Genomic DNA, 26,786 nt, shown 5'->3' on the forward strand with positions numbered 1-26,786 from the left:
TCCGGCGTACGACCCGGCCGTAAAACTTGACGCGCCAAGGGGAGCCCGCGGTTCCCGCCGTCCGCGATTCAGTGCGGAAACGGCCGGATCGCGGGCTCCCCTCACGGGCGCCCGACGGTCCTCAGCGACCGGTCCTGAACACCGCCACCGTCCGCCCCGGCACGGTGAAGGTCCCGGTCCCCGCCGCGTACGTCGAGGTCCTGACGACCGGATCGGTCCCGGCCGCCTGCACCGGGTGCAGGGCGTACGAGGTTCCGCGCGCCGCCTCCACCCGCTGCTTCTGCGTCGTCGGCGTCGCGTTGAAGACGATCACCAGGTCGCCGGCCTTCATGGTGATGACGCCGGGCGTCTCGTCGGGGCCCGACAGCGGGAAGGAGACCTGCTGTTGGACCTGGGCCGCGGTGCCGAGCCGGAAGGCGGGCTCGGCGGTGCGGATCCGCAGCAGATCCTGGTACGCGGCGGAGGCCGCGGTGATCTGCGCGCAGCCGGGGCTGAGCTGGGGCTGCGTCAACAGCGGCTTGGCGTACGGCCACTTGGCCTGGTTGTCGGCCGCGGGCGGAAGTCCCCGGCCGAAGCCGGTGCCGTCGGCGCACTGCCAGTGGATCGCGTTGAACCAGTCCCCGGAGTCGAAGGAGTTGCGGTCGAGGGACTTGGAGCGCAGCAGGTCCGAGCCCGCCTGGTAGAGCGCGGGCCCCTGGGAGAGCGCGGCGGTGGCTTCGGCGACGACCTGCATACGGGCGCGGTCGGCGGCCGAGGTGCCGACGGGGAGCTTGAAGGCGAGGGCGTCGTAGAGGGATTCGTTGTCGTGGGCGTCGACATAGGCGAGGGCGTCGCCCGGCGCGTCGGCGTATCCGGCGGGTGCGCCGTTGTAGTCGATCTCGGCTCCGGTGACCCGTTTGCCCGCCGAGTCGGTGAAGCCGAACTCCTTGAGGTTGCCGGTGAGTCCGACCTTGATGAGGTCCTGGTAGTGCAACAGCCGGGCCTTCTGCTCGGCCGGAGTGCCGTTGTTCACCGAGGAGTTGGGGTCGGTGTAGAGGCCGGAGGCGAAGCCCTGCACGCCGGGGTCCTCGTCGAACGGACTGCCGCCGCGTACGGCGTCGCGCGCCCGGTCGGAGAAGGTCGCGATGCCGGTGCCCGCCATGTTGGCCTGGGTGGCCTGGACGAAGCGGGCGTCGTCGGCGACCTCGCCGAAGTTCCAGCCCTCCCCGTAGAGGATGATCTTCTTCCCGTCCACGCCGTCGTGACCGGGCGTCAGCGCGTCCAGCGCCTTGCGGACGGCGAGGATGTTCGCCTTGGGGTGGTGGCCCATCAGGTCGAAGCGGAAGCCGTCGACCTTGTACTCCTTGGCCCACGTGACGATCGAGTCCACGACGAGCTTGCCCATCATGGTGTTCTCGGGCGCGGTGTTGGCGCAGCAGGTGGAGGTGGCGACCGAGCCGTCCGGCATCAGCCGCTGGTAGTAGCCGGGCACGATCTTGTCGAGGACGGAGGTGTCGGCCTGGCCCGCCGCCGAGGTGTGGTTGTAGACGACGTCCATGACCACGCGCAGGCCCGCGTTGTTGAGGCCCTGCACCATCTGCCGGAATTCCGTGGTGCGCTGCGGCCCGTCGGGGTTCTTGGCGTAGGAGCCCTCGGGCACGGTGAAGTGGTACGGGTCGTAACCCCAGTTGTAGGCGTCCTTCGCCGCCGCCGCGGTCACGCACGCCTGCTGCCGCTCGCTGTCGGGCGCGTACGAGGCCAGGTCGCAGGCGGGCTTCGCCTGGTCCCGCTCGCGTTCGGGCACCGTCGAGAAGTCGAAGGCGGGCAGCAGGTGGACGTAGTTGACGCCTGCCGCGGCGAGCGCCTTGAGGTGGGTCATGCCCGCGGACGAGGTGTCGGTGAAGGCGGCGTATTTCCCGCGGTCGGCGGCCGGGACGGTGCTGTCGGCCACCGAGAAGTCGCGGATGTGCAGCTCCTGGATCTGCGCCCGGCCGATCGGCGCCGCGGCCGGTTTGGCCTGCCGCTCCCAGCCTTTGGGGGCGAGCTTCGGGTCGTCCAGGTCGACCAGCAGGCTGCGCTCGGAGTCGGTGGTCAGCGCGACCGAGTAGGGGTCGGTGACCTTGTTGACCACGAGCTTTTGGACGCTGGGCGCCCAGACGGTGACGTCGTAGAGATACGTCTTCCCGGTCCACGACCGGCTGCCGGTCACCGACCAGACGCCGCTGGCCTTGTCCCGGCGCATCGGTACGGTCCTGCCGTCGATCTCCACGCTCACCCGGTGCGCGGTCGGCGCCCACAGCGACAGCCGCGGGGTGCCGTGCGTGAAGACCGGGCCGAGGGTGTCCTTCGCGGCGGCGGCGCCGTAGACCGCGTCGAGCACGCCCTGGGTCTGGACGCCCGTCGCGGCCAACAGGGCTCCGTTGGCGGCGCGTTGGGTGGCGATGATCTGGCCGCTGAGCGCGTCGGTGGCGCGGGCCCGGTCGCGCGGGTCGATCGTGAAGGCCGAATACCCCTTGAGCTGCGGGTACTTGGCGAGCTGGGCGGCGGTGAGACCGGTCGCGGCCTTCGTCAGCCGCAGCCACTTGCCCTCGCTCGACAGCGCGCCGTCCTTGACGGTGATGCCGCCGTCGGGCGCGTAGACGAGCTGCTGGGACGCCGCCGCGGCGGAGGTCTGCCAGGCGACGGTGTCACGGTCGATCCACTGGGCCTGCGACTTGGTGAGGTCCAAGTCAGCTCCTGATCCCTGGGGTTGCGGCAGGAGATACTTTTCCGTGCCGCCGAGCAGCCACACCTCGTGGCCGGTCCCGGTCAGGTCGAGCGACTGGTCGCTGGGCAGGTCCTTCGCGTCGCCGTTGTGCAGGATGTAGCTGAGCGAGGTGGCGCCCGCGGCGAGCGGGACCTCGTACACCGCGCCGTAGGAGTCGATCCGGGCCGGCCTGACGGGCGAGGACCAGTCGGTGGGGGTGGCCGCGCCGGTCCAGACGTGCAGGCCCCAGCCGGTGTAGTCGCCGTCCGCGCGGTGGTAGTGCAGGACGGCCTTGCCGGTGTCCTGCGGCGGGTAGGCGCCGTCCGGCGCGGCCGTGGCCACGTCCGGGCTGCCCTGCTTGATCCACACCTCGCCGGTCGCGGTGAGGTCGATCGCGCGGTCGCCGTCGGTGTCCTTGACGCCGTCCTTGTTCACGACGATGAAGCCGACATCGGACGCGCCGGGCTTGAGCCTCACATAGGCGAAGGCGCCGTACGCGTCACGGCCGGTGAAGGCGTGGCCCGCCGGGTACGTGGTGGCCTCGCCGTCGGCGATGTCGCCCCAGGTGTACAGGCCCCAGTCCGCGTAGTCGCCGTCGGTCCGCTGGTAGTGGACCACCGCGTAGTCGTGGCTGATCGCGGTGGGCGGCGGGGTGACCGGGGTCGTACCGGTGCTGGTCGCGGCGGTGGCCGCGGCCGTACGTCCGGCGGCGTCCACCACAACGGCCTTGTAGCGTACGGGCGTTCCGGCCGCCGTCTTCGGGTCGATCGTCTGCGTCACCTTGTACGGGGCGTGGTCGGCCGAACCGAGCACCTGCCACGTGGCGTTGCCGGTCTGGGCGGCGAAGACGACCCGGTTGAGGCCGCCGCCGCTGACGTCGGCCGTCAGCTCGACGGTGCCGGTGGCGCCCGCCTCGGGTGCGGCCAGCGTTATCGTCGGCTTCGCGGTGGGCGCGGGCAGCGGCTTGGCGGCCTGGTAGACCACCGAACTCAGCGCGGGCACCGTCACCTTGAGCGAACCGTCCCCGCCCGTGGTGAGCGTCCCCGTCGTCCCGTACAGCGCCCGGTACGCGGCCTTCGCCGCGCCCGCAGCCGGGATCGTGACCGTCTTCGCGGCCGTCGCGTTGTTGACCGCCACCAGGTAGTCGTCACGCGTCTTCGCGTCCGTGCGGGAGTACGCGTAGACACCGGCCGCCGTGCCGGGCTCCGCGTACCGCTCGGTCTGGACCCCGTCGCGCAGCGCCGGGTGGTCCTTGGTGAGCTTCGACAGCGCGGCGATGGCGCGGTAGAGCGGGTGCGTCGGGTCGTACGCGTCGTCGGCGTGCGTGCGCGCCGTACCGATCTCGTCGTCGTCGAGGTAGTCGGCGACCTGGGAGGCGAACATCGTCTGCCGGGCGTCCTTGTCGCCGCCCGCGCCCGTGAAGCCCTGCTCGTCGCCGTAGTAGACGACGGGGTTGCCGCGGCCGAGGAACATCACCTCATTGGCCAGCCGGTCCCGTCGCACCAGTTCGGCGTCGTCCGCCGCCGGGTTGTCCTGCTTCAGGAAGGAGCCGATCCGGCCCATGTCGTGGTTGCCGAGGAAGGTGACCTGCTCGTACGCGTTGGCCTTGTCCGTCGTGTAGCGGTAGTCCTGGCCGTAGACCCCGGCGAGCTTCGCGGGCGCCGCGCCCTGCGAGGCGTAGGCGCGGGCCGCGTCCTGGAAGGGGAAGTCGAGCGTCGCGTCGAGGCGGCCTTGCGTGACGTACGGCGAGGTGATCGCCGGGTCGGCGGAGTACGTCTCGCCGAACATGAAGAAGTTCGGCCGGCCGTGCCTGGCCGCGTAGTCGTCCAGCGCGGTCGCCCACTGCGTCCAGAACGGCAGGTCGACGTTCTTGACCGTGTCGATCCGGAAGCCGTCGATCGCGAAGTCCTTGACCCACTTCTCGTAGATCCGCTCCATGCCGCTGACGACCTCGGGCCGCTCGGTCCACAGGTCGTCCAGGCCGCTGAAGTCGCCCTGGTCCGCGCTCTCGCCCGCGAAGGTCGAGTCGCCTCGGTTGTGGTACATCGTCGGGTCGTTGAGCCAGGCCGGCACCTTCGCGTTCCTCTGGTCCGCGGGCACGATGGGCGTGCGCGGGAACGACGCGGTCGTGACCTTCGGGAATGTCGCCTTCCCGGCGCCGTTCCCGCCGTCGGCGTAGGTGCTGTCGTCGAAGGGGGTGCCGTCCGCGGCGAGGTACGGGAACGCGCCCTTGGACAGGTAGGTGTACGTGTTCTCCGCGTTGCCGATGACGTCGGCCGTGTGGTTGGTGATCACGTCGAAGAAGATCTTCATGCCCTTGGCGTGCGCCGCGGTGATCAGCCTGCGCAGGTCGTCGTTGGTCCCGAAGTGCGGGTCCACCTGGGTGAAGTCCGTGATCCAGTAGCCGTGGTACCCGGCGCTGGCGTCCGTGCCCGTGCCCTGCACCGGCCGGTTCTTGAAGATCGGCGCCATCCAGATCGCGGTGGTGCCCAGGCCCTTGATGTAATCCAGCTTCTGCGTCAGGCCCTTGAGGTCACCGCCCTGGTAGAACCCCTTGTCCGTGGGGTCGTACCCGGTGGTCAGCCTGCCGCCGGTCAGACCGCCCTTGTCGTTGGCCTTGTCCCCGTTGGCGAAGCGGTCCGGCATCACGAAGTAGAACTGCTCACGCGTGGCGTCGTGCCGCGCGGCCTGCCCGGCGAGCGCCTTGTCCGACGGCGGTGGTGGCGGGGCGGGCACGCCGTGTGCGGACGCGGCCGGTACGACCAGCGCCACGAGCGCGGCGAGCGCCGTGGCGACGGCGGTGCTTCTGATACGTCTACCGGTCCGCGACCGGTACGCGGGCAGCCTGAACGGCAGGGCCACGGGCGGTTCTCCTTGCGACTACTCCGCCTGACGGCGGAAAGGGGACAGCCTCGCGCCGGGGCCCCACGCGCATGAAAACCCGGTGCAGCTCCGGCATCGGCGCCGGAACGAACTTGACCGGGACCGTATCCCCGCGGGGAGGCTTACAGCAAGACCTTGTAAGGGATTCCAGCATGCGATACGCCGGGTAACGCTCCTCAACTCCCCTTCCGTACAGGTCTTCCCGCCGTCCGGCACCCCCCGGCCGTCCGCGGTCCGCACCGCGTTCCGCCTCCCCGAGCGGGTGTCGCACGGTGGTAACGCGTTCGTCACATCGGAAGGGTTCTTGCAGAAAGTTGCTTGCAAGGACTTTCGCAAGGGATTGCATCGCTGTTACGTTCCTGCCCAGCCCGAGCAGTGGAGCCAGTCGGATCTGGGCGAACGGGCACTTCCCTCTTCAAGGAGTCAGGTATGCGACGCGGCATATCCGCCGTGGCGATGGCCGCGGCCATCGTTCTCGGGGTGACCGCCTGTGGCGGTAGCAGTGACAGCAAGGATGACAAGGCGTCGGCGGCGAAGGACCCGGCGGCGGTGACCGGGTCGATCACGTACTGGGACACCTCGGACGCGAAGAACGAGGCTCCGACGTACAAGGCGCTGATCGCGGACTTCGAGGCGAAGTACCCGAAGATCAAGGTGAACTACCAGAACGTGGACTTCACCACGGTGGAGCAGAAGTTCAAGGCGGCGGCACAGAGCGGCAAGGGCGCGCCGGACGTGATCAGGGCGGACGTCGGCCTGATCCCGGAGTACGCGTCGCTGCACTACATCGCGCCGCTGGACGGCACGGCCGCGCTGACGGACGCCGACGACTTCCTGGCGGGGCCGCTGAACACGACGAAGTACGACGGGAAGACCTACGGGGTGCCGTCGGTGACGGACACGCTGGGGCTGCTCTACAACAAGGACATCTTCGCGAAGGCGGGGATCGCGGCGCCGCCGAAGACGTGGGACGAGCTGATCGCGGACTCCAAGACGATCAAGGAGAAGGTGCCGGGGGTCGCGGGCACGTACGTGAACCCGGACTCGTACTTCCTGTTCCCGCTGCTGTTCGGCGAGGGCGCCGACCTGGCGGACCCGGCGGGCAAGAAGATCACGATCAACTCGCCCGAGGCGGTCAAGGCGGTGACCAAGGCCAAGGAGGTCTACGACACCTCCTCGCTGAAGGTCGACTTCGCGAGCGCGTACGACAACATGCAGACGTCCTTCAAGACCGGCAAGGTCGCGATGCTGATCCAGGGCCCCTGGTCGGTCAGCGACGACCTGGCGGGCAGCGCCTTCCAGGGCAAGGAGAGCAACCTGGGGTACGCGCCGGTCCCGGCCGGTTCGACCGGCAAGGCGCTGGCGCCGACCGGCGGTCACGACCTGGCGGTCTACCAGGGCTCGAAGAACCTGGACGCGTCGTACCTGTTCACGCAGTTCATGACCTCCTCCAGCAGCCAGCAGCAGATCGCGCTGAAGAACGGCACGCTGCCGACGCGGACGTCCGCGTACACCGCCGAGGTCACCAAGAACCCGCAGATCGCCGGGTTCAAGCCGATCATGGACACCGCCCGGCCGCGGGTGGCGCTGCCCCAGGTCGGCAGCCTGTTCACGCCGCTCCAGCAGCAGTACATCAAGATCCTTCAGGGTGAGACCTCCGTGAAGGACGGGCTCGACACGGCGGCGAAGGAGTTCGGCAAGCTGCTGCCCGGATTCACCGTCCAGTAGCCCCCTTTTCTCCGGGCCGGCCGGCCGGGGCCCCGCCACCTGAACAGGCGGGGCCCACGCGCCCGGCCGGCCGGTCCGGTCCACTCCTGAACAGCCACAAGACCCGACAGAGCCGAGGAGCGATGACCACCGCCACCATGGACACCCCCGCCCGGGGCAAGGCCCCCCGGCCGGGCCTCAGGACGTCGCTGCGGCGGTCCTGGGACAAGTACTGGTACGCCTGGGTGATGGTCGCCCCGGTGCTCATCGTCATCGGCGTGCTCGTCCTCTACCCGCTGGTGTACGGCATCTACCTGTCGCTCACCAACGCGACCGAGATGAACGTCGCCAAGGACATCGGCCCGGTCCACATCGGCGCCACGTACGACTTCGTGGGCCTGCACAACTACTGGCAGATCATCTCCGGCAAGGACGGCGACTTCTACCCGCGGCTCCAGTGGACGGTCATCTGGACCGTGTCCTGCGTCGCGATCACGTACGCCATCGGCCTCGGCATGGCGATGCTGCTCAACCGCCCGGTGCGCTTCCGCCTCTTCTACCGGCTCGCGCTGATCCTGCCGTGGGCGGTCCCCGCCTTCATCGGCGTCTTCGCCTGGCGGCTGATGTTCAACTCGCAGTACGGCGTCTTCAACGACATCATCACGCACATGGGAATGCCCGCCCAGGACTGGCTGGGCACCCCCTTCGCGCAGAAGATCGCGGTCATCATCGTCAACGTCTGGTGCGGCGTGCCGTTCATGATGGTGGCGACCCTGGGCGGCCTCCAGTCCATACCCAGCGAGCTGTACGAGGCGGCCGAGATGGACGGCGCGACGCCGTTGCAGCGGTTCCTCAACGTGACGCTGCCGGGCCTGCGGCCGGTCACAAGCACGGTGATCCTGCTGAGCACCGTGTGGACGTTCAACATGTTCCCGATCATCTTCCTGCTGCTCGGCAACAACACCACAGGGGACACCGACATCCTGGTGACGTACGCCTACGAGAAGGCGTTCACCGGAGTGTCCGACTATTCGGGCGCCGCGGCCTACGGCATCGTCATCCTCCTCATCCTTGTGGCCTTCTCCACCTTCTACCGCCGCCAGTTGAAGTCCGAGCAGGCATAGGAGCCGGATCACCATGAGTGCCACCACCCACAGCGGCCCGGCCGCCACCGCCCCCGCCGCCCGTACCGGCGCGGCCCCCGGGTCCGCCGCGCGCCGCAAGTACCGCCCGCGCGGCACCCGCAGCCGCGGCGCCTCGCTCGCGCTGCACGCCACCTTGCTGGTGGCGAGCGCCGTCGCGGTCTTCCCCGTGCTGTGGATCGTCTTCATCTCGCTGGGCCCCAGCACCTCGTGGCAGCAGCCCGGCGAGGTCATGCGCCATCTGAGCCTGGGCAACTACCGGTTCGTGCTCTTCCACACCAACTTCCCCAAGTGGTTCCTCAACTCGGTGATCGTGGCCGCGGCCACCACGGTGCTCGGCGTGCTGATCGCCTCCAGCGCCGGATACGCGATCTCCCGGATGAAGTTCCCCGGGCACAAGTCGCTGATGTGGACCTTCCTGATCACGCAGATGTTCCCGGTGGCCGTACTGATCGTGCCGCTGTACAACCTGATGGCGCAGCTCGACCTGATCGACACCTACCTCGGCCTGGTGCTGGTCTACTGCACGATCTCGGTGCCCTTCTGCGCCTGGATGCTCAAGGGGTACTTCGACACGATCCCGCGCGACATCGACGAGGCGGGCCGGGTGGACGGCCTGACCCCGTTCGGCACCTTCTGGCGGCTGATCGTGCCGCTGGCCCGGCCGGGCCTCGCGGTCACCGCCTTCTACAGCTTCCTCACCGCGTGGGGCGAAGTCGCCTACTCCAGCCAGTTCATGAGCAACAAGCACTCCACGCTGGCGGCGGGCATCCGCACCTTCGCCTCCGACCAGCGCGCCGACTGGGGCAGCATGACCGCCGCCTCGGTCGTGATCGCGATCCCCGCGGGCATCGTCTTCCTGCTCGTCCAGCGCCACCTGGTGGCCGGCCTCACCGCCGGAGGCACCAAGGGCTGAGGCCCGCGAGGGCCCCGCGAGGGCCCGACCGTCCGCACCGCACCACGTACGTAAGCCAGTTGTCGTTCCCCCGCCGCCGAAGGCCCGGAACAATGAAGGAAGCCATGAGCCAGCACCTCACCCACGCGCCCAGCTCCGCCACTGCCGACGCCGCTGGCGACGCCGGGGCGGAGCGCAGAGACTGGTGGCGCGACGCGGTCATCTACCAGGTCTATCCGCGCAGCTTCGCCGACGGCAACGGCGACGGCATGGGCGACCTGCCCGGGATCACCGCCCGGCTGCCGTACCTGCGCGAGCTGGGTGTGGACGCGGTGTGGCTGTCGCCGTTCTACGCCTCCCCGCAGGCCGACGCGGGGTACGACGTGGCCGACTACCGGGCCGTCGACCCGATGTTCGGCAGCCTCACCGACGCCGACGACCTGATCAGGGCCGCGCACGCGCTGGGCCTGAAGGTCATCGTGGACCTGGTGCCCAACCACTGCTCGGACCAGCACGAGTGGTTCAAGCGGGCGCTGCACGAGGGACCGGGCTCGCCGCTGCGGGACCGCTTCCACTTCCTGCCCGGCAAGGGCGCGGACGGCGAACTGCCGCCCAACGACTGGGAGTCCATCTTCGGCGGCCCGGCCTGGACCCGTACGCTCAACCCGGACGGCACGCCCGGCGAGTGGTACCTGCACCTGTTCGCGCCCGAGCAGCCCGACTTCAACTGGAACCACCCGGCGGTGCACGACGAGTTCCGCTCCGTGCTGCGCTTCTGGCTGGACCTGGGCACCGACGGCTTCCGGATCGACGTCGCGCACGGCCTGGTGAAGGCCGATGGCCTGCCGGACATCGGGCACGCGGAGCAGCTCACGCTGCTGGGCACGGCGGCGATGCCGTACTTCGACCAGGACGGTGTGCACGAGATCTACCGCGGCTGGCGCCGCATCCTGGACGAGTACGCGGGAGACCGGATCGCGGTCGCCGAGGCGTGGACGCCGACGATCGAGCGGGCCGCGCTCTACTTGCGCCCGGACGAGCTGCACCAGGCGTTCAACTTCGAGTATCTGAGCACCCCTTGGGACGCGCCGGAGCTGCGCAAGGTCATCGACAAGTCGCTGACCGCGATGAGCGCGGTGGGCGCGCCCGCCACGTGGGTGCTGTCCAACCACGACGTGACCCGGCACGCGACGCGCTTCGGCAACCCGCCGGAGCTGGGGACGCAGCAACGTGAGCCGGGCGACCGGGAGTTGGGGCTGCGCAGGGCGCGGGCCGCGGTCGTGCTGATGCTGGCGCTGCCGGGTTCGGCCTATCTCTACCAGGGCGAGGAGCTGGGCCTGCCGGACGTGACGGACCTGCCGGACGAGGTACGGCAGGACCCGTCGTTCTTCCGCGCGGCCGGGCAGGACGGCTTCCGCGACGGCTGCCGGGTGCCGATCCCGTGGTCGGGCGACGAGGCGCCGTACGGCTTCGGTCCGGCGGGCGGGCCGAGCTGGCTGCCGCAGCCGAAGAGCTGGGCGGGCCTGAGCGTCGAGGCGCAGACGGGCGACCCGGCGTCGACCCTCGAGCTGTACCGGGCGGCCCTGGCGGTGCGCCGGGAGCACCCGGCGCTGGGCGCGGGCGCCGCGGTGACGTGGCTGGACGCGCCCGAGGGCGTACTGGCCTTCCGCAGGGGCGGCGGGGACGAGCCCGGCGCCGGGAGCTTCGTCTGCGCGGTCAACCTGACCCGCGAGCCGGTGACGGTGACGCTTCCCGGCCCCGGGCGGATGCTGCTGTCCAGCGACAGCGGCCTGCACGCGGGCGCGGGCGCGGGCGCTGGCTCCGGCTCCGACTCCGGCTCCACCAGCGGCTCCGGCTCCGGCGGCGGTAACGTCAGCGGTGACAGCGATGTCAGCGGCGACTCGACGGCGGGCGTCCCGAACACGGAGAATGGCAGCATTGAGCTGACTATCTCCGCAGACACGGCAATTTGGTGGGCGATCTGACGTGGTGGCGTTCCGTCCCCTAGCATCCGGTGCTGTGACCGCGCGGCTCGCTGACATCGCAGCCCAGGCGGGGGTCAGTGAAGCGACGGTCAGCCGGGTACTCAACGGCAAACCCGGTGTCTCCACGACCACCCGTGAATCCGTACTGGCCGCGCTCGACCTCCTGGGGTACGAGCGGCCGGTCCGGCTGCGCCAGCGCAGCGCCGGACTGGTCGGGCTGATCACCCCCGAGCTGCTGAATCCGATCTTCCCCGCGTTCGCGCAGATCATCGGACAGGCGCTGACCCGCCAGGGGTACACCCCGGTGCTGGCCACCCAGACGCCCGGCGGGTCCACCGAGGACGAACTGGTTGAGATGCTGGTCGAGCGGGGGGTCGCCGGGATCATCTTCGTCTCCGGTCTGCACGCCGACTCGGCCGCCGACATGGAGCGCTACGCCAGGCTCCAGGGCCAGGGCGTGCCGTTCGTGCTGATCAACGGCTTCTCGGAGAAGGTCGACGCGCCGTTCGTGTCGCCGGACGACCGGGACGCGGTCCGGCTGGCCGTCACCCATCTCGCGGCGCTCGGCCACCGCAGGATCGGCCTGGCCGTCGGGCAGAAACGGTACGTCCCCGTACAGCGCAAGATCGAGGGCTTCACGGCGTCCATGGCGGACGTGCTGGGCATGGCGGAGGACGAGGCGCAGACACTGGTCCAGCACTCGCTGTACACGCTGGAGGGCGGTCAGGCGGCGGCCACGGCGCTGATCGCCTCGGGCTGCACCGCGATCGTCTGCGCGTCGGACATGATGGCGCTCGGCGCGATCCGGGCGGCCAGGCAGCAGGGCCTGTCGGTGCCGGAGGACGTCTCGGTTGTCGGATACGACGACTCGCCGCTGATCGCCTTTACCGATCCGCCGCTGACCACCATCAGGCAGCCGGTCGCGGCGATGAGCCAGGCCGCGGTGAACGCGCTGCTGGAGGAGATCGGCGGCACACCGGCGCCGCACAGCGAATTCGTCTTCCTGCCCGAGCTGGTCGTTCGAGGTTCAACAGCCGCCGCGCCGGCCGCGCGGAACACGCCCGTGCCCGCACAGAAACCCTCCTCAAGGGGGACGGGCGGCACGCAGGATCCGACCGAAGGCTGACCTGCGATACGGGGCGAATCTGGCAGACTGGTGTCCCATGGGGGAACCGACTGCGAAGACTATGGGCGGCCGTACGACCGCCTCGCCGCGCTCCACCGGTTCCACTCCCCCGGATGGAGCGACCGGCGTGGCCCGCACGGAGCCGCGCCACACCCTCCTCAGGCGCATCCGCACACCCCGCAGACCCCGGCTCTGGTTCGAGATCCTGCTGATCGGCGTCAGTTACTGGGTGTACTCGCTGATCAGGAACGCGGTTCCGGAGCAGAAGGCCGTCGCCCTGCGACACGCCGCGTCGGTGTGGTCCTTCGAGAACCACCTCGGTCTGGCGATCGAACGGTCCGTCAACCACGCCGTGAATTCGGCGACCTGGCTGATCGTCATCATGAACTACTACTACGCCACGCTGCACTTCATCATCACCATCGGTGTGCTGGTGTGGCTCTACCGCCGCCATCCGGGGCGGTACGGCCCGGCCCGTCTGGTGCTCTTCGTGACCACCGCCATGGCCCTGGTCGGCTTCTACTTCTACCCGCTGGCGCCGCCCCGGCTGATGACGGGCGGCGGCTTCATCGACACCGTCGAGGTGCACCACACCTGGGGCTCGCTGTCCTCGGGCAATCTGGCGCATGTGTCGAACCAGTACGCGGCCATGCCGTCGATGCACATCGGCTGGTCCCTGTGGTGCGGGATCACCATCGCGATACTGGCCAAGCACACCTGGGCGAAGGCGCTGGGCGCGCTGTACCCGGTGTTCACCCTCACGGTCATCATCTCCACCGGCAACCACTTCTGGCTGGACGCGGTCGGCGGTGTGGTGTGCCTGGCGGTCGGTTACGGGATCTCGTACCTGGTCTACGGGCGCTGGCTGTACCGGATGCCGCGCCAGCCGGTGGACGCGGTGTCGGCCCGGGCGTCGGACCCTCAGACGGCGTGATGCGGCGCCACGTACAGCGTCTGGAGCGCGAAGCCGTGGTAACCGGCGGTGTCGGCGAGGCGGGTGCTGGTCGTACCCCCGCCCGCCCCGTCCAGGGCTGACACGGCGTCCAGCGCCACCCAGGGGCCGACCGGCGGGCGCAGGAAGCTCAGCACGAGGTCGAGGTTGCTGAACAGGTGGGTGCGGAAGTCCAGCGCGGCGCTGAAGCCGCTGGCGCCGTCCGAGACGAGGACGGCCCGCTGAGTGCCGGAGGTCGTCTCGCCCGCGACGAGCGGGAACTTCGGGCGCACCCACACCGTGGCCGGTCCCGGCGTCGTGACGAATCCGGCGAGGTAGCGGTAGTCCATGGACGCGATCCAGCCATGGTCCAAGTGGCCGGGGAGCGGGTCGGCCGGGACGACGTCGTCGGGGTCCGGCAGCGGCGCGGCCTGGACGGGGACGTCCGGTACGAGGCCGGGTGAGCGGCGGCGCCACCAGGCGCGGGCCGACAGGACGACCCGGCCGTCGACGCTCAGCTCGCCCGCGAGGAGCTGGGCGCGTCTGCCGGGCTTGAGGACGGAGGCGCGGACGCGGACCGGGCCGACGGGGACGGGGCCGTGGAAGTCCATGGCGATTTTCGCGAGGTGGCCGTCGGGGTGGCCCTCGGAGTCGATGTCGGGGTCGCCGTCGGAGTCGCCGTTCCGTGCCGTCGCCGCGATCAGGGCCTCGAACTCGCGGACCAGCAGCGCGCTGGGCGGGCCGCCGTGCTGGAGGTCGGGCGACCAGGGGCCCTGGGTGGCGTCCGTCGCCACGAAGGACCCGTCCGGGTCGGGCTCGTAGAAAGCGGTCGGTTCGCCCATCCCTGCTCCTCCGGCTCGTGTACGTTTCGCATTCCGTAACGCCTGACACCACCGTATGATTTCGGAATCAGAAGCGTCAAGGAGGGTCGGATGGAGGGTGGCACCGGTGGCCCCCGGCCGGGCGGCGAGGTCCGTGGCTCGCGCACCGGGCGGCCCCTGATGGCCGCGCTCGATCTGCTGGGGCGGCGCTGGGCGCTGCGCATTCTCTGGGAGCTGCGGGACGGGCCGGTCGGGGCTCGTGACCTGCGTGAACGGTGCGACGCGATGTCGCCCAGTGTTCTTTATCAGCGGTTGCGGGAGTTGGCCGCGGCCGGGCTGCTCGCGCAGGGGGATCAGGGGCGTTACGGGCTCACGCCTCTCGGGGCGGGGCTGGCCGAGGCCATCGCGCCGTTGGATCGCTGGTCTCGTATGTGGGCGGAGACGCTTTCCGACTAAGTGGGGTGTTCTTGCCCGCCCGCCCACCCGTGCGGGTGTTTTGTCGTCTGCGGGTGCCGCTTGTGCCTGGTCGGTGCCGGTCCGGGGCACCTCCTCGAAATCCGTACCACCTGGCCTTTCCGCATTCGGTACCCGGCCGTCAACGTATTTCTGCGGGGGCACCCCGGCCCGTCCCCTCCGGGTACGTCGGCGTCCGACGGTCCGGTGAGGGTTGCCGGGAGGGGTGGCAAGGACCGTGAGGGCGCCCCGAGCGTCCTCCGCCCGGGGGCTGGGAGGGTGGCACTCTCACACGGTCCGCGGGTGGACGGGTGTCCAAGACCGTGAGGGCGCCCCGCCGTTCCACCCCCTCCCCCTCCCACATCCGGGGGTGGAGGGGGTTGGGGGCGGAGGGAGAGGGGTTCGAAATGCTGCCGGATATTTGTGGCGCAGGAGAGGTCACCGGATACGGAGTACCAGAAGCGCCGTAAATATACCGATTTCGAACCCCTCTCCCGCAGCCCCCGGCCCCCGACCCACGAACGGCCGAGCCGCCCCGACCCGAGCCCGCCCGACCCGAGCCGGTCCGAGGCGGGCCGGTCCGAGGCGGGCTACTCGTAGGCGTAGAAGAGGCGTTCGACGACGGCGCGGGCGCGGCGGGTGCGGCGGCGGTAGTCCTCCAGCATGTCGCCGACGTGGCCGGGCGGGTAGCCGAGGTAGCGGCCGACGGCGGCCAGTTCGCGGCCGTCACTCGGAAAGGTGTCGCCGGGGCGGCCGCGGACGAGCATGACGGCGTTGCGGACGCGGGTGGCGAGAACCCAGGCGTCGTCGAGGACGGCGGCGTCCTCGGGGTCGATGAGCCCGGCCTCGCGGGCGGCGGCGAGGGCCGGGCGGGTGCCGGTGGTGCGCAGGGCGGGCAGCCGCCCCGCGTGCTGGAGCTGCACCAGCTGAATCGTCCACTCGACGTCGGACAGCCCGCCGCGCCCGAGCTTGGCGTGCGTCGTGGGGTCGGCGCCGCGCGGCAGCCGCTCGGTCTCCATCCGGGCCTTCAGGCGCCGTATCTCGCGGACCGCCTCTTCTTCGAGGCCGTTCTCCGGGTACCGCAGCGGGTCGACCAGGGCGGTGAACCGCGCCCCGAGGTCCGCGTCGCCCGCGACCGGCAGGGCGCGCAGCAGCGCCTGGTTCTCCCAGATCAGCCCCCAGCGCCGGTAGTAGGCGGCGTACGACGCGAGGCTGCGGACCATGGGCCCGCTCTTGCCCTCGGGCCGCAGATCGGCGTCGACCAGCAGCGGCGGGTCCGCGGTGGGGATCTGGAGCAGGCGGCGCAGCTCGTCGGCGACGGCGAGCGCGGCGCGGGTGGCCTCGCCCTCGTCGGCGCCGTCGAGCGGTTCGTGGACGAAGAGCACGTCGGCGTCCGAGCCGTAGGCCAGCTCCCGGCCGCCGAAGCGGCCCATGCCGATGACGGCGAAACGGGTGGGCAGCGGGTGCGCGTCGTTGCCGGTGACGTGGTTGACGGCGGCGCGCAGCGCGCCCGCGAGCGTCGCGGCGGTGAGCCCGTAGATGGCGGTGCCGACGCGGTCGACCAGCGCGGCGGGGTCCGGCGGCTCCTCGGGCGTCTCCTCCTGGGCCTCCTCGTCGTCGCCGTAGGTGTCGATGAGGTCGGCGGCGGCGGTACGGAACAGCTCGCGGCGGCGTACTCCCCGTACCGAGGCGATGGCCTGCTCGGGGGTGTCGGCGCGGCCGACGGCGGCCAGCACCTCCTGCTCCAGGGCGGCGTGGTCGCGCGGCACGAGACCGTCGGCGGCGCCGAGCAGCGCGACCGCCTCGGGGGCGCGCATCAGCAGGTCGGGGGCGAGCCGCCCGGAGGAGAGCACGCGGGCCAGCCGCTGCGCCGCCGCGCCCTCGTCGCGCAGCAGCCGCAGGTACCAGGGGGTCTTGCCGAGCGCGTCGGAGACCTTGCGGAAGCCGAGCAGCCCGGCGTCGGGGTCGGCGGAATCCGCGAACCAGCCGAGCAGCACCGGAAGCAGCGTGCGCTGGATGGCGGCCTTGCGGCTCACGCCGCTGGCCAGCGCCTCCAGGTGGCGGACGGCGGCGGCCGGGTCGGCGTATCCGAGCGCCTGGAGGCGCTGGCGGGCCGCGTCGGTGCTGAGCCGGGTCTCCTCGCCGCCGAGCTGGGCGACCGCGTCCAGCAGCGGCCGGTAGAACAGCTTCTCGTGCAGCCGCCGTACCTCCATGGCGTGCCGCTTCCACTCCCGGTTCAGCTCGGCGACCGGGTCGGCGCGGAAGCCCAGGCCGCGGCCGAGGCGGCGCAGTCCCGCCTGGTCGTCGGGGACGAGGTGGGTGCGGCGCATCTTCTGGAGCTGGATGCGGTGTTCCATCAGCCGCAGGAAGCGGTAGGCGTCGTCGAGCGCAGCGGCGTCGGTGCGGCCGACGTAGCCGCCCGCGGCGAGGTCGGCGAGCGCGGTCAGCGTGGTGCCGCTGCGCAGCGACGGATCGGTGCGGCCGTGCACGAGCTGGAGGAGCTGCACGGCGAATTCGACGTCGCGCAGGCCGCCGGGGCCGAGTTTCAGCTCGCGGTCGATCTGGGCGGCGGGGATGTTCTCCACGACGCGGCGGCGCATCTGCTGCACGTCGGTGACGAAGTTCTCGCGCTCGGCGGCCTGCCAGACCAGCGGGCGGATCGCGGCCAGGTACTCCTCGCCGAGCGCCTCGTCCCCGGCGACCGGCCTGGCCTTGAGCAGCGCCTGGAACTCCCAGGTCTTCGCCCACCGCCGGTAGTAGGCGAGGTGGCTGGAGAGCGTACGGACCAGCGGCCCGTTCTTGCCCTCGGGCCGCAGATTGGCGTCGACCGGCCAGATCGTGCCCTCGGCGGTGGTGTCGGAGCAGATCCGCATCATCCGGGCGGCCAGCCGGGTGGCGGCGCGTACGGCGGTGCCTTCCGCGTCCTCCTGGCCCGCCGTCTCCTCGGCCGGTTCCGCCACGTAGACGACGTCGACGTCGGAGACGTAGTTCAGCTCGTGGCCGCCGCACTTGCCCATGCCGATGACGGACAGCCGGCAGACGGCGGCGTCCTGCGGGCTCTCGGCTGCGGCTATCGCCAGCGCGGCGCGCAGGGTGGCGGTGGCGAGGTCGGCCAGTTCCGCGGCGGTACGCACCAGGTCGCTGGTGCCGCACACGTCGCGGGCGGCGATGCCGAGCAGGCAGCGGCGGTAGGCGACGCGCAGCGCGTCGGGGGTGTCGGCGCCCGAGAGGGCCCGGACGAAGTCGGCGACGCCCGGGTGCAGGTCGGCGGACTCGTACATCACCAGCGCGTGCCAGTGGGCGGGGTGCCGGGCGAGGTGGTCGCCGAGGGCCTCGGAGGCGCCGAGGATGCCCAGCAGGCGGTCGCGCAGCGGCTTCGCCGTCATGACGGTGTCCAGCAGTGTCCGCCGCTCCGCCGGGTCCAGCGCCTCCGTGAGGCGTACCAGGCTGATCAGCGCCTGGTCGGGGTCGGCCGTCGCGCCCAGCGCCTCCAGCAGCACCGGGTCCGTCCTGACCGTCGACAGCTCGGGCAGCTCCAGCAGCCGCTCGGCCGCCGCCGGGTCCGTGAAGCCGTGCCGCAGCAGCCGCGTGAACGTACTGCTCCGGCGTCCCTGCATCGGCCCTCCCGGCGGGTCATGTGGTGTGGCGGGGTGACGCTCGACTGGCTTGGCTTGGTTTGGCTTGGTTTGGCTTCGCGGTGGCGCGTGTCCCGTACCCCGGAACGGTCCCGCGCAAGCCCGGATCGATCAAGGCTTCGGTTTGAGCGTAACCCCCTGCGGGGGGCTCGGTAGCCGGAGTGCGGCCACCAGCCCACCCGACCCCGATCCCGCGCCGCGCACACGACCCCATCCACCGCCCCGCCCCAGCGACCAAGAGGCCCGCACGGGCGTGGACGCGACCAAGTCGTCCGAGCTGCCGCAAGCGGCCAAGGCAGGAGGCCCGCACGGCGCGGGCGCAACCGCACGACCCGCACGGTGAGGGCGCAACCGCATAGCTCGCACCGCGCTGCGCGCGCAGCGCCGCCCCAGCAACCGCACCACCCCGGCCTCCGACCCAAGGCCCCCCGCCGTGCGGACGGAATCGCACGACCCGCACGCACGGCGCGCGCAGCGCCGCCCCGCCGACCGCATCACCCCACCTCCCGGCCGGAGGCCCCCCGCGCCGCAGGCGCAACCGCACGACCCGCACCACGCGGCGCGCGCGCAGCGCCGACTCACCGACCACACCACCCCCCTCCCTGCCGGAGGCCCCGCACGGCGCGAGCGGACATCGCGGGCTTGGCCACGCGGGAGAGTGGCGCGGCGTGGCGGGCGGGGCTGCCCGGTAGGGGGCAGGGGCGCGGTGTCCCCCGCAGGAGGGCCTCGGGAGCCGGCGGCAGGCCGTACCTCGGTGTTCGCCTTCATTTCACCCGGCGCCCGCTCGCCCTGACGCGGCCCGGCTCCTAAAATTGTCATGTACAGCGGTTCCTCGTCCTTCCCCCCCACTACCGGAGGTACGCCGTGCACGGCTGGACTCTGCCCCGCCGCAGCCGCACCGCTCTGTTGTCCGCAGTCGGCCTCGCCGCCGCGTCCGCCGGTCTGTGGACCGGTCTCGGCGGCTCGGCGCACGCGGCCGGTTCTGTGCCCACCCCCGACCACACCCTCGTGGTGGTCATGGAGAACCACGCGTACAGCCAGGTCATCGGCAGTTCGAGCGCGCCGTACATCAACTCGCTGGCGACCGGCGGCGCGAATCTCACGCAGAGCCACGCGATCACGCACCCGAGCCAGCCGAACTACTACGCGCTGTTCTCCGGGTCCACGCAGGGCGTGACGGACGACAGTTGCGTGAAGATCGGCTTCAGCTCGGCCGCGAATCTCGGCTCCGAGGTGATCGCCGCGGGCAAGACCTTCGGCAGTTACAACGAGACGCTGCCGAGCCAGGGTTCGACGACCTGCAAGAGCGGCAACTACGCGCAGAAGCACAACCCGTGGTTCGGCTTCGGCAATGTCCCGACGTCGACCGCGAAGACCTTCGCGCAGTTCCCGACGGACTACTCGACGCTGCCGCGGATGTCTTTCGTCGTACCGAACCTGTGCAGCGACATGCACGACTGCTCGGTGGCGACCGGCGACACCTGGATCAAGAACAACCTGGGCGCGTACGCGACGTGGGCGAAGACCCACAACAGCGTGCTGGTCGTGACCTTCGACGAGGACAACTCGCTGAGCGGCAACCGGATTCCGACCGTCTTCTACGGTCAGCCGGTCACCGCGGGCAGTTCGTCCGCGACCAACTACAACCACTACAACCTGCTGCGCACGCTGGAGGATCTGGCGGGTACCTCGGGGCACGCGGGCAACGCCGCGTCCGCCGCGGACATCACCGGCATCTGGACCAACTGACCGATGTACGTCAGCGAGAGCCGCGGCAGCACGCCCGCGACACCCGCACCGACGAGCGCGGCGGACAGCCCGACGACAGCGCCGACGACCGCCCGGGGCCCGCGTCCCGGGCGGTCGTCCGCGGTCACCTCGACGGTGCTCGCGCTCGGCGCGGTCAGCCTCATCACCGATGTGTCGTCGGAGATGGTCACCGCGGTGCTGCCGCTGTACCTGGTCACCGGGCTCGGGCTCTCCCCGCTCGGCTTCGGTCTGCTCGACGGCGTCTACAACGGATTCAGCGCGGTGGTACGGCTGGTCGGCGGGCATCTCGCCGACCGCGGCGGGCGGCACAAGGCGGTGGCCGCCTTCGGGTACGGGCTGTCCGCGCTGTGCAAGCCGCTGCTCCTGGCCGTGCACACGTTGCCGCTGATCGGCGCGGTGCTCGCCGTCGACCGCACCGGCAAGGGCCTGCGGACCGCGCCGCGCGACGCGCTCATCTCGCTGTCGGCGCCGCCGGAGTCGCGGGGCCGGGCGTTCGGTGTGCACCGCGCGATGGACACCACCGGGGCGCTTCTCGGGCCGCTGGCAGCCTTCCTGATCCTCCGTCAGGCGGCGGAAGGATACGACGCGGTCTTCACCGTCAGCTTCTGTGTGGCGGCGGTCGGCGTGGTCGTGCTGCTGCTGTTCGTGCCGTCGGGCGTACGGCGGTCAACTCCCGTGCCTGACAGGGACGTTGACCGGCCGTCCTTACGGGCCGCCGTGGGGCTGCTCGGGCGGCGGGAGCTGCGCGGGCTGGCGCTGTGCGCGGTGGCGCTCGGGCTCGCCACCGTCAGCGACTCCTTCGTCTATCTGCTGCTGCAACGCCGACTCGGCGTCCCCGACCGGTGGTTCGCGCTCCTCCCGCTGGGCACCGCCGCCGCCTTCCTGCTGCTCGCCGTGCCGCTGGGCCGCTGGGCGGACCGGGTCGGCCGCTGGCGGGTCTTCGTCGGCGGCCATTTCGCGCTGCTCCTGGCGTACGGGCTGCTCCTCGCCCACCTGCGGGCGGGCGTACTGCCGTACGCCGTACTGGTGTTGCACGGGGCCTTCTACGCCGCCACGGACGGCGTGCTGATGGCGGCGGCGGCCGGTTCCGTACCGGCGGCGCTGCGCTCCAGCGGGCTCGCGCTCGTACAGACCGGGCAGGCCGCCGCGCGCTTCGTCTGCTCCATAGCCTTCGGGGCGGCGTGGACCGCGTGGGGCGACCAATCCGCCCTGACGGGGGCCGCGTTGGCGCTGACGGCGAGCGTCGCGCTGTCGGTCCGGCTGCGGCCGTCACGGACTCCCACGGCGCCGGAGGCGACGGCATGAGCGGGCGGGTCGAGGGCGGTATGAGCATGCGCAACCGGCTGCTGGTGCTGCTGGCCAGCATCACCGTGCTGGCGTGCGTGGCGGGGGTCGCGGTCTGGCGGGCCGCCGACCGGGCCGACCGGAAGAACCAGGTGCAGGCGGGCGGCCCCGCCGTCCGCGCCGGTACGGTCTCGCTGGCCGCCGGCGGCCCCCGTATCGTCTTCCGCTCCATGGCGTGGGGGCCGCACCGCGACGAGTTGGCCTCGGTGCCCGCCTCCGCGCCGACCGGGCCCCGCGTCGCGTCCGGCGTGAAGTGCCTGCGCTTCTACGCGGCGGGCGGCACCGGCATCTGCCTCCAGGCCAAGCGCGGCGCGGTCAACGACTCGTACGACGCGGTCGTCCTGGACTCGGCGCTGCGCGCCACCCGCCGTGTGCCGCTCGCGGGCATCCCGACCCGCGCCCGTGTCTCGCCCAGCGGGCGGATGGCCGCCTGGACCGTCTTCGTCGGCGGCGACTCGTACGCGGGCACCGACTTCTCCACCCGCACCTCGATCCTGGACACCCGCACCGGGACCCTCCAGTCGTCCCTCGAGGACTACGCCGTCACCCGCGACGGGCGCCGCGTGCGCGCCGCCGATATCAACTTCTGGGGCGTCACCTTCGCCGACGACCGGCACTTCTACGCCACGCTCGCCACCGGCGGCCACACCTACCTCGTGCGCGGCGACGTCGCCGCCCGTACCGTCACCACGCTGCGCACCAACGTCGAGTGCCCGTCGCTCTCCCCCGACGGCACCCGGATCGCCTTCAAGAAACGCGTGCCCGGCCTGCCCGCCGACGCCCCCTGGCGCCTCTACGTCCTCGACCTGGCCACCTCGCGCGAGTGGCCGCTGGCCGAGACCCGCAGCGTCGACGACCAGGCCGTGTGGTCCGACAACGCGACCGTCGTCTACTCCCTCCCCGGCGACTACGGCTCCGACCTGTACACCGCCCCCGCCGACGGCACCGGCGCACCCCGCCTCCTCACCCCCTCGGCCCTGGCCCCCGCCTGGCTGCCCTGACCCCGGAGGTGACGTCCTCCGGGGCGGCCCCGCCTCGGGGGGCGCGGGTCAGCAGACGCGGACGGACTGCGCGGAGGAGAGGTCGCTGTCGGTGTAGCCGGGCGGGCGGCCCGAGTAGTCCTGGGCGACGCTGCCGATGGGGTTCTTGCCGTCGCGGCCGTAGTAGAAGGTGGTGCGCACCCCGCCGACCTGGTTGTTGTTGATCCAGGTGGCCTGCTCGTCGATGGCGATGTTGTGGACCGCGCAGGCGTTCCACGGGCCGAGCCAGTACCACGTGTTGGTGTCCGTGTTGTGGATGTGCAGGCACATGTCGCCCACCGGGGGGAGGTTGCAGTCCACCGCCTGGGCGGGGGACGCGGCCACGAAGCCGACCGTGCCGGCGAGCAGCGCGCCGCTTACCGCGAGGGTGACCGTCCGCTTTCCGATACGCATACTCAAGGGCCTCCTTGTTCGCAGGAATTGACCGAATTCCGCACCCGGAGCCGTGCCGACGCATTGCCGTTCACGGTCGCGCGTAAACGCGCACCGATTCTCCGGGCAGCCCCAAGTAGACGCCGACGTTGGCCGGGATTGCCATTGATTGGATGAGGTTCCAATGTTTGGCTGGCGGTTCGGACGTCCGCCCGATCCGTCCGGGAAGGCATCATGCTGCGTCTGTCGCTGGGCCCGGCCGAGCTGGCCAGGACCCGGTTCGCCATCTCACCGATGGTCGAACTGTTCGGTGTCCTGTCCACCGCCATGAGGTCGTCCCGCCGCGGGGAACGGCTCGGTGCGCTGCCGCGGCTGCTGCACGACCGGCAGATGCCCCTGCTGGCGGGGTTCTTCCAGGGCGAGGTGTGGCTGCCGGATTTCATCAGCCCCGCGCCCGCGCGGTTCGCGCCCAGCCTGGATGACGAACTCCACCGGATAGCCACCCTCGCGCCGACCCGGCTGGTGCAGGAAATCACCGTGTTCACCACGGGCTTCGCCGGTCAGGGCTTTCCCGGAACCGAGCTGCCCGCGCCGGTCCTGAGCCAACTCGACCGGGGGGAAACCGCATTCGTCCAGAAAGCGGCTCAGGAACTGCACGCTTTGTGGAACCACACACTCGCAGCGCGCTGGCCGGTGATCCGCGGCCGCCTCGAAGCCGATATCAACGCCCGTTCCCAGCTCATGGCCCGGCAGGGAACCGGCGCGGTCCTGGATTCCCTGCACGCGGACACCGGTTGGCACGACGGCACACTGACCGTCCGCAGCCCGTTCCGCACCACGGTGCCGCACGCCCCGGCCGTCGTCATGATCCCCACCGTCACCGGGGACCTGACGCCGGGCCTCGACCCGATGTTCCAGCACGACACGATGCTCTGCTATCCGGTGCCCCGCGCTCCGTCAGGCCGCCGCGCCGCACAGGGCGGCCACCCGGCGGCCGACGTCCTGGGGGCCACCCGGCACAGCCTGCTGCTGTCGCTGGGCCGCCCCCTCACCACCACGGAGCTGGCCGAGCTCCACCACCTGGACCCGTCGACCGTCTCCTACCACCTCACGCGCCTGCACCGGGCGGGTCTCCTCACCCGAACCCGCCACGGCCACCGCGTCTACTACCGCCGCACCCCGCAGGCCGAGCAGCTCCTCTCGGCTACAGGTTCGGGAGGTTCTTCCGCAGCTCGAAGGCGGTGACCTCGGAGCGGTACTCCTCCCACTCCTGCTTCTTGTTGCGCAGGAACTTAAGCCCTACCTGCCCGACCTACACGTTCACCCGCGACCTTTTCGGCCACCCTGCGCCGCAGGAGTCGCCGTTGGTCGTTGCCGGTCACCACTGGCCGCCGTCGCACGGCCCCCAGACGGCCCCGGCTCGCCTCGGTCCAAACCAAGGTATAGAACTACGTCAACAGGTCGATAACCTCTCCGTAGTACGGAGGGAAGTGGCTGGCGAGTCGGACGACCGATGCCACGACGCGCACGTCAGTGCGGACGCAACTCCGGCTACACGCCTTTCCGTACGTCGGAACGCACCCGCTTCGCTCGGTCCAGCTCTCGCACGTCCGCGAATGTCAGCGACCCAGAGAAGGCGCTGCCCGTTTACTCGTACCATCGCGTCATCTTCTTCAGTGTCTCAGCCAGCGCAGCCATGAACGACTAGCACCTGAACTAAAATCTGTGCCGGGCCACTCAGTGCGTACTCGCAGGCCGGTACCGCCGCGAGTGCAGCCATGGACGGCAAGCTGCATCTTCGAAGATCGGGCCGCCCTACCCGAGCGCTACCAGGCGATGGTTGATGTAGGTGGAAGGTGCGATCTGCGGCAGGGCGAGATCTTCGGCCTCACACCAACGTTGCGCTCAACTTCGAAACGGGATGACTGCACGTCGGTTGTCAGGTGAAGGTAGCGAACGGGCATCTCGTCTTCGGTCTGCAAAAGCGAGGGAAATATCGGGACGTGCCCACTCCCTGCCGCGTGGCTCAGGTCCTCAAAGACCACAGCGGGAAGCATCCACCCGTTGAGGCGACGCACCTCTGGCTCTGCCAGACGGTCCGCAGGTGACAAACCGGCCGCTATTCACCAGGCTGAACGGAGAGGCGACTGTGCGTCGGACGGACTGGAACACGCCTTACCTGGAAACCAACTCTCGCCGCCGGCGGCGTCATCAAGGATGCGAAGGAAGGCGAGCCGTACGCGGCGTCACGGGAGGGCTGCATGCACGCATTACGGCACTTCTGCGCATGGGCCCCGCTGGCGGCCGGGGAGAACGTCAAGGTGTTGAGCCACTACCTTGGGCACGCCGATGCCAACTTCACGCTCCGCCTGTACTCACACCCCATGCCCAGCAGAGACGGACAGGACCCCGGTCGCAGACAGCACCTTCCAGACGCACACGAAGGCTTGAGCAAGCGCGGGTCGGTGGACCTTGGTAGCCGACCCTCATCGCTTAGAGGGGACACAGCCGCATGTGCCTCAGGTCCAACTGTCGATGTCAGTGGCATCCCCTACGATGTGAATAGAGCCTGAAGGGGGAGTCCGTGAAACCATCGATTTCGTTGCTCGTAACAGACCTCGACAACACGCTCTGGGACTGGTTCGGCGCGTGGCACGCTTCGTTCTCAGCAATGCTTACGCGCCTCTCTGAACTCAGCGAGGTTCCGGAGGAGGTGCTTGTGGATGAGATCCGGGAAGTCCATCAGCGCAGAGGCACCACGGAGTATTCGCTTCTCCTGAACGAACTCCCCTCACTGCTCAACAAAAAAACGAGAACACCACCACTTGAATACTACGACGATGCAATTCACATTCAGAATAGACAGCGAATTCTCCACACGTCCTTGTACCCCGGAGTAATGGGAACTCTTCACGGCCTAAAAGAAAAAGGTGTTCGAATCGTTGCGTACACCGAGTCTGTCGCATACTGGTCGGAATGGAGAATAAAAGCAACGGGACTTGACGGGGTAATCGAGGTTCTGTACTCGGCCCCCGATCACGACTTCCCAACCGGGGTGAGCACCGAGACTCTCCGCACGAAGCCAGCATCCGATTACGGACTCAATAAGACAACACACAATCACGTACCCGCAGGAATAATAAAGCCGAATACTCAGGTCTTGAGTTCCATCCTAGCGAGCTACGCATCCGACCCACATAAATCACTATACGTTGGCGATAGCCTCATGAAAGATGTGTCAATGGCTCAAAAGATAGGAGTGCACGACGCATACGCCTCATATGGAACGTCGATCGATAAGATCGGCTACGACCTCTTGAGGCGCGTCTCACACTGGAGCAACGCAGACATCGAAAGAGAGCGCAGACTCACCAACGGTCTCTCAGTAATCCCGTCGCATACACTCGACCAGTTCTCCGACATCATGAATATATTCGAATTCGAGGCGAGTTAATGGACGACTCCCAGACAGCACACTATCTCGAAATGTGGAAGCAAACAATTGCCGTTCAACAACACTTCAATGACATTGAATGGAGAATCAGAGGATTCGCCCTGACTGCGCTTACTTTCACCCTCGGGGCTGCAGCGGTTTCAGCGCGAGATGGATCTGCGATTAAACTCGCGGGCCAAGAAATTCAGCTTTCCTCGACAATCTCGCTTCTGGGATTGATTCTTTGGGGTGCTTTCTACTTCGTGGATCAGATTTGGTACCATCGTCTACTTATTGGGGCGGTTCAACATGGAACGGCTCTCGAAAAGGAACTACAAGCACGCCTCCCGAAGGCCGGGCTGACGATGGAAATCAGCGCTAGCAGTCCATATCCTGCCTCTATCCGTTTGGGCTCCTATCGTCGAAGTTGGTCTCTACATTCAGCCAGAAAGCTGACTATTTTCTACCTTATCGGAGCTTCCGTACTGCTCGTCTTCGCCATCGCCCTACAACTAGGCGCCTGA

Annotated in this window: 17 protein-coding genes and 1 pseudogene; 13 read left to right on the forward strand and 5 right to left on the reverse strand. The window is 69.8% G+C overall.

The annotated features are described in order from the left end of the window. Positions 1-121 precede the first annotated feature (121 nt). Positions 122-5,587 carry a pullulanase-type alpha-1,6-glucosidase gene (gene pulA / locus ACIOC1_RS09345; protein WP_401852997.1) on the reverse strand — a complete coding sequence of 1,822 codons (5,466 nt, stop codon included), beginning with the start codon at positions 5,585-5,587 and terminating at the stop codon, positions 122-124. Between the two features lie 450 nt (positions 5,588-6,037). Between pulA and ACIOC1_RS09350 the strand changes: the two genes are divergently transcribed. The 6 genes from ACIOC1_RS09350 to ACIOC1_RS09375 all read left to right on the forward strand — a co-directional run bounded on the left by ACIOC1_RS09350 (position 6,038) and on the right by ACIOC1_RS09375 (position 13,397). Then, positions 6,038-7,336 carry an extracellular solute-binding protein gene (locus ACIOC1_RS09350; protein ID WP_355334402.1) on the forward strand — a complete coding sequence of 433 codons (1,299 nt, stop codon included), beginning with the start codon at positions 6,038-6,040 and terminating at the stop codon, positions 7,334-7,336. A gap of 122 nt (positions 7,337-7,458) precedes the next feature. Further along, positions 7,459-8,439, forward strand: a complete 981-nt coding sequence (locus ACIOC1_RS09355; protein ID WP_188283291.1) for a carbohydrate ABC transporter permease — start codon at positions 7,459-7,461, stop codon at positions 8,437-8,439. Between the two features lie 13 nt (positions 8,440-8,452). Then, positions 8,453-9,373 carry a carbohydrate ABC transporter permease gene (locus tag ACIOC1_RS09360; RefSeq protein ID WP_355334406.1) on the forward strand — a complete coding sequence of 307 codons (921 nt, stop codon included), beginning with the start codon at positions 8,453-8,455 and terminating at the stop codon, positions 9,371-9,373. A 104-nt stretch (positions 9,374-9,477) separates the two neighbouring features. Then, on the forward strand, positions 9,478-11,337 hold the full coding sequence (locus ACIOC1_RS09365; RefSeq protein ID WP_401853000.1) for a glycoside hydrolase family 13 protein: 1,860 nt from the start codon (positions 9,478-9,480) through the stop codon (positions 11,335-11,337). A gap of 34 nt (positions 11,338-11,371) precedes the next feature. After that, a complete protein-coding gene (locus ACIOC1_RS09370) occupies positions 11,372-12,463 on the forward strand; it encodes a LacI family DNA-binding transcriptional regulator (protein ID WP_355334408.1) in 1,092 nt (363 codons plus the stop codon). A 37-nt stretch (positions 12,464-12,500) separates the two neighbouring features. Beyond that, on the forward strand, positions 12,501-13,397 hold the full coding sequence (locus ACIOC1_RS09375) for a phosphatase PAP2 family protein (RefSeq protein WP_401853003.1): 897 nt from the start codon (positions 12,501-12,503) through the stop codon (positions 13,395-13,397). Here ACIOC1_RS09375 and ACIOC1_RS09380 read toward each other — a convergent pair. Then, positions 13,385-14,236: a thioesterase family protein gene (locus tag ACIOC1_RS09380; protein WP_401853006.1), complete on the reverse strand. Its 852-nt coding sequence runs from the start codon at positions 14,234-14,236 to the stop codon at positions 13,385-13,387. The genes ACIOC1_RS09375 and ACIOC1_RS09380 overlap by 13 nt on opposite strands. Positions 14,237-14,395: 159 nt before the next feature. On the opposite strand from ACIOC1_RS09380, the gene ACIOC1_RS09385 reads away from it, so the two are divergent. Continuing rightward, a complete protein-coding gene (locus ACIOC1_RS09385) occupies positions 14,396-14,671 on the forward strand; it encodes a winged helix-turn-helix transcriptional regulator (protein WP_401853624.1) in 276 nt (91 codons plus the stop codon). A 587-nt stretch (positions 14,672-15,258) separates the two neighbouring features. On the opposite strand, the gene ACIOC1_RS09390 is transcribed toward ACIOC1_RS09385, so the two are convergent. Then, on the reverse strand, positions 15,259-18,285 hold the full coding sequence (locus tag ACIOC1_RS09390) for a bifunctional [glutamine synthetase] adenylyltransferase/[glutamine synthetase]-adenylyl-L-tyrosine phosphorylase (RefSeq protein ID WP_401853008.1): 3,027 nt from the start codon (positions 18,283-18,285) through the stop codon (positions 15,259-15,261). Positions 18,286-19,182: 897 nt separating this feature from the next. On the opposite strand from ACIOC1_RS09390, the gene ACIOC1_RS09395 reads away from it, so the two are divergent. Genes ACIOC1_RS09395 through ACIOC1_RS09405 form a run of 3 tightly spaced genes read left to right on the forward strand, consistent with a single transcriptional unit; the run spans position 19,183 to position 22,418 of the window. Beyond that, a complete protein-coding gene (locus ACIOC1_RS09395; RefSeq protein ID WP_223186218.1) occupies positions 19,183-20,052 on the forward strand; it encodes an alkaline phosphatase family protein in 870 nt (289 codons plus the stop codon). A 3-nt stretch (positions 20,053-20,055) separates the two neighbouring features. Further along, positions 20,056-21,378, forward strand: coding sequence for an MFS transporter (locus tag ACIOC1_RS09400; RefSeq protein ID WP_401853011.1), 1,323 nt, complete (start codon positions 20,056-20,058; stop codon positions 21,376-21,378). Between the two features lie 20 nt (positions 21,379-21,398). Next, the gene (locus ACIOC1_RS09405) at positions 21,399-22,418 is read left to right on the forward strand and encodes a TolB family protein (RefSeq protein ID WP_401305001.1); all 1,020 of its coding nucleotides are present in this window, start codon (positions 21,399-21,401) and stop codon (positions 22,416-22,418) included. A 48-nt stretch (positions 22,419-22,466) separates the two neighbouring features. Here ACIOC1_RS09405 and ACIOC1_RS09410 read toward each other — a convergent pair whose 3' ends face one another. Continuing rightward, positions 22,467-22,850: a hypothetical protein gene (locus tag ACIOC1_RS09410; protein WP_355334424.1), complete on the reverse strand. Its 384-nt coding sequence runs from the start codon at positions 22,848-22,850 to the stop codon at positions 22,467-22,469. Positions 22,851-23,063: 213 nt separating this feature from the next. On the opposite strand from ACIOC1_RS09410, the gene ACIOC1_RS09415 reads away from it, so the two are divergent. Next, positions 23,064-24,074 carry an ArsR/SmtB family transcription factor gene (locus ACIOC1_RS09415; protein ID WP_401853014.1) on the forward strand — a complete coding sequence of 337 codons (1,011 nt, stop codon included), beginning with the start codon at positions 23,064-23,066 and terminating at the stop codon, positions 24,072-24,074. On the opposite strand, the pseudogene ACIOC1_RS09420 reads toward ACIOC1_RS09415, so the two are convergent. Next, positions 24,034-24,120 (reverse strand): annotated as a pseudogene (locus ACIOC1_RS09420) (glutamine synthetase); the annotation flags it as partial. The gene ACIOC1_RS09415 and the pseudogene ACIOC1_RS09420 overlap by 41 nt on opposite strands. A gap of 1,293 nt (positions 24,121-25,413) precedes the next feature. Between ACIOC1_RS09420 and ACIOC1_RS09425 the strand changes: the two are divergent. Further along, a complete protein-coding gene (locus ACIOC1_RS09425; RefSeq protein ID WP_401853016.1) occupies positions 25,414-26,283 on the forward strand; it encodes an HAD family hydrolase in 870 nt (289 codons plus the stop codon). Continuing rightward, positions 26,283-26,786 carry a hypothetical protein gene (locus ACIOC1_RS09430; RefSeq protein ID WP_401853019.1) on the forward strand — a complete coding sequence of 168 codons (504 nt, stop codon included), beginning with the start codon at positions 26,283-26,285 and terminating at the stop codon, positions 26,784-26,786. Before ACIOC1_RS09425 ends, ACIOC1_RS09430 begins: the two co-directional genes overlap by 1 nt.

This window comes from Streptomyces sp. NPDC088197, assembly GCF_044741185.1.
GTDB lineage: Bacteria > Actinomycetota > Actinomycetes > Streptomycetales > Streptomycetaceae > Actinacidiphila.

Coding starts and splice junctions, on each gene's coding strand:
- ACIOC1_RS09365 (WP_401853000.1), top strand. CDS start 9,478: ATGAGCCAGCACCTCACCCACGCGCCCAGCTCCGCCACTGCCGACGCC.
- ACIOC1_RS09390 (WP_401853008.1), bottom strand. CDS start 18,285: ATGCAGGGACGCCGGAGCAGTACGTTCACGCGGCTGCTGCGGCACGGC.
- ACIOC1_RS09350 (WP_355334402.1), top strand. CDS start 6,038: ATGCGACGCGGCATATCCGCCGTGGCGATGGCCGCGGCCATCGTTCTC.
- ACIOC1_RS09355 (WP_188283291.1), top strand. CDS start 7,459: ATGACCACCGCCACCATGGACACCCCCGCCCGGGGCAAGGCCCCCCGG.
- ACIOC1_RS09360 (WP_355334406.1), top strand. CDS start 8,453: ATGAGTGCCACCACCCACAGCGGCCCGGCCGCCACCGCCCCCGCCGCC.
- ACIOC1_RS09430 (WP_401853019.1), top strand. CDS start 26,283: ATGGACGACTCCCAGACAGCACACTATCTCGAAATGTGGAAGCAAACA.
- ACIOC1_RS09410 (WP_355334424.1), bottom strand. CDS start 22,850: ATGCGTATCGGAAAGCGGACGGTCACCCTCGCGGTAAGCGGCGCGCTG.
- ACIOC1_RS09400 (WP_401853011.1), top strand. CDS start 20,056: ATGTACGTCAGCGAGAGCCGCGGCAGCACGCCCGCGACACCCGCACCG.
- ACIOC1_RS09385 (WP_401853624.1), top strand. CDS start 14,396: ATGGCCGCGCTCGATCTGCTGGGGCGGCGCTGGGCGCTGCGCATTCTC.
- ACIOC1_RS09375 (WP_401853003.1), top strand. CDS start 12,501: ATGGGGGAACCGACTGCGAAGACTATGGGCGGCCGTACGACCGCCTCG.
- ACIOC1_RS09415 (WP_401853014.1), top strand. CDS start 23,064: ATGCTGCGTCTGTCGCTGGGCCCGGCCGAGCTGGCCAGGACCCGGTTC.
- ACIOC1_RS09405 (WP_401305001.1), top strand. CDS start 21,399: ATGAGCATGCGCAACCGGCTGCTGGTGCTGCTGGCCAGCATCACCGTG.
- ACIOC1_RS09380 (WP_401853006.1), bottom strand. CDS start 14,236: ATGGGCGAACCGACCGCTTTCTACGAGCCCGACCCGGACGGGTCCTTC.